Source organism: Frankia sp. AiPs1 (genome assembly GCF_023716945.1).
Taxonomy (GTDB): Bacteria; Actinomycetota; Actinomycetes; order Frankiales; family Frankiaceae; genus Frankia.
In genome coordinates, this window is the sequence record NZ_JAMQQF010001176.1 from 1 (window position 1) to 556 (window position 556).

At 78.8% G+C, this 556-nt stretch carries 1 pseudogene; it reads right to left on the reverse strand.

Going from position 1 to position 556, the window contains the following annotated elements:
* Nucleotides 1-393 (reverse strand): annotated as a pseudogene (locus tag ND748_RS33520) (lysophospholipase); the annotation flags it as partial.
* Between the last annotated feature and the right edge of the window lie 163 nt (nt 394-556).

The window sequence follows — 556 nt, forward strand, 5'->3', positions numbered from 1 at the left end:
GCCCGCGGGCGCCGGCGCGTCCGCGCCGGCCGGCGGCAGGCCGACGAGCAGCAGCGCGTCGGGCTGCACGGTCCCCGTCGCGGCGAGGGCGGCGACGAACGCGGCGCCCGCGTCGGAGCCCGCGAGAACGCGGGGCGCGGGCAGGTCGGGATCACTCAGCAGGGTGCGGATGTCCGCCGTCACCGCGTCCGCGTCCGCGGTCGGGTCGCCGACGACGCGCACGCGGTAGCCGTCGAAGGCGATCCGGGCGCCGAACCGCTCGTAGATGCCGGGGTGCTCGCCCCGTCCGACGACCAGAATGATCGTTCCACGCGGGGCGACGGCGGGCGGGTTGTCCCAGGCGGCAATGGTCGGGGCCGGCGCGGGGGCGGCGGAGAGCTGGGCGGAGGTCATCGGGGCGTCCTTCGTCCGGGAGTGGGGACTCGGTCCGGTCATGGGGCCCGGGCCGGGGGTGCGGCGGTGGCGGTACAGGCAGTCGGGGCGGGTGGTGCCGGTGCGGGCGCGTCGGGCCAGGTACCGGTGGCGCGGGGCTCGGCGGGTGCGGGCTCTGCAGGTG